Below are 2,750 nucleotides of genomic sequence, written 5' to 3'. Positions count from 1 at the left end.
TAAACCTGCACCAACGTTAGCAACGATCCCATCAACGCGCGAGGCCTGATCCCGCGGTGTTCCTCGGATGCGTACGTTCCAATCTCTGTTCCAACAGCGGCAAGATGCTGGCGAGCCCTCCGGCAGTACTCAATGCTCAGTGCGCTCATCGTGTCGGTGCCGTGTCCGGCGCGATATTTCATCAGCGCACGACACAGGTCACCGTCGGCCAGCCGCCAAGCTTTGGCCAGATACCCCACGCCATAGCGAAGATTGGTTCTCGGCTCGGCCAACTCGGCAGCGGTCCCTTGAAATCCCAGCAGTGCGGCTGTCTTGGGTCTGACCTGCATGAGCCCGATCTCGCCGATGCTGCCAACGGCGGTTGGATCGTACCGGCTCTCGATACGCACTACCGCATCGACAAGAGCCGGAGGCACCCCGTTGGCGGCTGCTTCCTCGGCGATGGCAGGCAAGTACGTTGAGCGCTCTTTGAGGAGGGCACGGGGAAGAGAAGCAATGTCCAGAACGGCGGATGGTGCAATGGGCTCAAGTCCAGGCGGCAGTGGAAGCGACGCAAGCTGCCAATCCACATCGATTTCCAACACATCAAAGTCAGGCGCAGCCGATCCTGAACTTGAACCAAGCGCGAGGAACATTGTCGCGCAGGCAACAAGACGCACACTGAACATGGCCAGCATCCCTTGAGGGTGGGGCTCTACTCAGCTTTTCGCAAATGTGTTGATGGACGGTTTATGCCGACTGGTTCCGAAACGCGGCGGATGCGACTGATCAGCAGAGGTTCAGACAGCTTTCATGTTTCAGCAGTAACACTGCAGATGTCTGTTCCAATCTTAACAATAAAGCCATTCCAAGGATGGTGAGGAGCAGGACACATCTGAGAATTGGCTGGGAAATATGCTGAAGAGAACTGAAGATATACCTATGTCCCTGAACGGGGAACTGGACCCTTTCGAGCAGCTGATCGCGCAAGTTCAAGAACCACTGCCATCGCACGAGGTCACCCTCACCGATAACTTCATCGATCTCATTGAGGAAAGCCTGACACGAGGATGGATCTGTTCGGCCGCCTTGCAGGAGCTGCTTGCCGCCATGGATCCGCGGCTTGCCGGCCTTTCCATCGACGACTTGGCAGAGATCTTCGACTTCGAGGAAGTGCAGGTCTGGGCCAATGCCACCTGATCGATGCCCACGCGATCGCACGGCGCTGTTGCGCTGCGCAATGCCGCCTTTCTGCTCATCCAGCTCAAAGCGATGGGCTTCAGGGTCGACGATGCGCCGCTCAGTTCCCGAATGAGGCCGTTGCTGACTAGCAAGAAGGTCCTCGTTGGTCGGGAATTCTACGTCTTCTGGCAGCCGAGCTGGAAGCCAAACGGGAAGCGTTCGTTCTCTTCAGCGCGCCTTCTCCGCAGACCGTGACGACCAAAGAAGTGACATTGCCTCTGGGGCACACCATGCGGATCATCGCCGATGGTACGCGCCCTATCGGCATCGAGGTCGCGTCGCCCCCACGTACGACGATAGGCCCAGACTAGCGCTGCCCGACCAGCTCAAGATCGAGAGAGCTTAGAGAGAGAGCTGCGGGCGAGCCTGCTCATTCGGTTCATCGAAGCTCTGAAAAGGGGCCAAGCCCTGTGAATCTCGGGGAGAACGGGGACAAGCAGGAGAATTGTCACCAGCCTTTGCTCGCAAAGGCCCAGAACTCGCTCTTGGCTCTTTGAAGCAAACCCTAAGAAGGTCCAAGGCGCACAAGTCCAAGGCGCACGAGCGCAGTGATGCGCCGTCACTTTCTCGGTCAGCCGGGGGATGAAGCTGGATCTCCGGCCGACTGATGACGAAAGGAGAAGGCCATGAGGCCGTCGGAACAATGGACGCTGTTCCTCGCCCGACCCGGACGAGATCGGCAGCACGTCATCCGGGATCCTCACGGCGAACCCCGGCTCATCTTTGGCGAAGATGACGGCACGCGGATCAACGATCGTCTCGCCCGGTTCCTCCTCGAGAGCCTGAACGCCGGTCTCAACCCAAACGACCCAAACCCCGACGAGGGCTGGTTTCTGGATAGTTCGGGAGACCGCGCCGAGCAGGATCCTGCCCTTCTCATCTGCGATCCGGATTTCGAAGTCAGGCTCGAGATCCTCGAGACAGGTAACCTTGAAGAGGATCAGACACTGGGCCGAAGAGCGACTGCGCTCATCAACACCTATTTCGCCCAGGAAGAGAGTTCACGGCCAAGGCTGTCCTCTTCCAACTCTCGGACCTAAAGAGAGCGATGAGAGGCCAAGCCTGAGTTTTGGGACCGGTCACGCCCGGATGCATCTGCCGGCTTCATGTCTCCGTGTGCGCGCCCCACCACAACAGGATGATCTGTCTGATGTGTCCAGGACAACAACCGGTCGCCCGACGTAAGCACAAAACGGATCCAGGGCCCCAGGAGGACAAGATGCGGCCGCGTTTCCTGGCGGACAACAAAGCCTATGGCTATGTGTCCAAGTTGAATCCGCTTGTCGCTTGGCTCGCGAGAGAACTGAGGGCTTAGAGCACAGGATAGTTCAAGATCCTCTCAGCCTGCCTCACTGCTGGAACCCGGCAGACCAGGCGTTCAGTGGAACCGCACAGATAACATGGCGTTACAAGCGATTGTCAGAAGGTTTAACGACATGAGAAAATTTGCATTCCTAGTGTTGTGACTCTAACGCTTGTTTCGCACGGGCGACCTTTTGCAGGATAGCTGAGGCCGAGGCGGTCCAGAC

Annotated in this window: 3 protein-coding genes; 2 read left to right on the top strand and 1 reads right to left on the bottom strand. The window is 58.0% G+C overall.

Features of this window, described 5'->3' with window-relative positions; translation table 11 throughout:
* A partial coding sequence (locus tag JKL46_RS34455; protein ID WP_246529738.1) for a lytic transglycosylase domain-containing protein occupies positions 1 to 668 on the bottom strand: 668 nt, incomplete at its 3' end.
* Between the two features lie 253 nt (positions 669 to 921).
* Here JKL46_RS34455 and JKL46_RS34450 point away from each other — a divergent pair.
* Together JKL46_RS34450 and JKL46_RS34445 are read left to right on the top strand one after the other, a co-directional pair.
* On the top strand, positions 922 to 1,179 hold the full coding sequence (locus tag JKL46_RS34450; RefSeq protein WP_201842924.1) for a hypothetical protein: 258 nt from the start codon (positions 922 to 924) through the stop codon (positions 1,177 to 1,179).
* Positions 1,180 to 1,847: 668 nt separating this feature from the next.
* The gene (locus tag JKL46_RS34445) at positions 1,848 to 2,261 is read left to right on the top strand and encodes a hypothetical protein (protein ID WP_201842923.1); all 414 of its coding nucleotides are present in this window, start codon (positions 1,848 to 1,850) and stop codon (positions 2,259 to 2,261) included.
* Positions 2,262 to 2,750 lie beyond the last annotated feature (489 nt).

Source organism: Microvirga zambiensis WSM3693, from assembly GCF_016735695.1.
GTDB lineage: Bacteria > Pseudomonadota > Alphaproteobacteria > Rhizobiales > Beijerinckiaceae > Microvirga > Microvirga zambiensis.
This window is presented reverse-complemented; position numbering and strand designations above follow the sequence as displayed.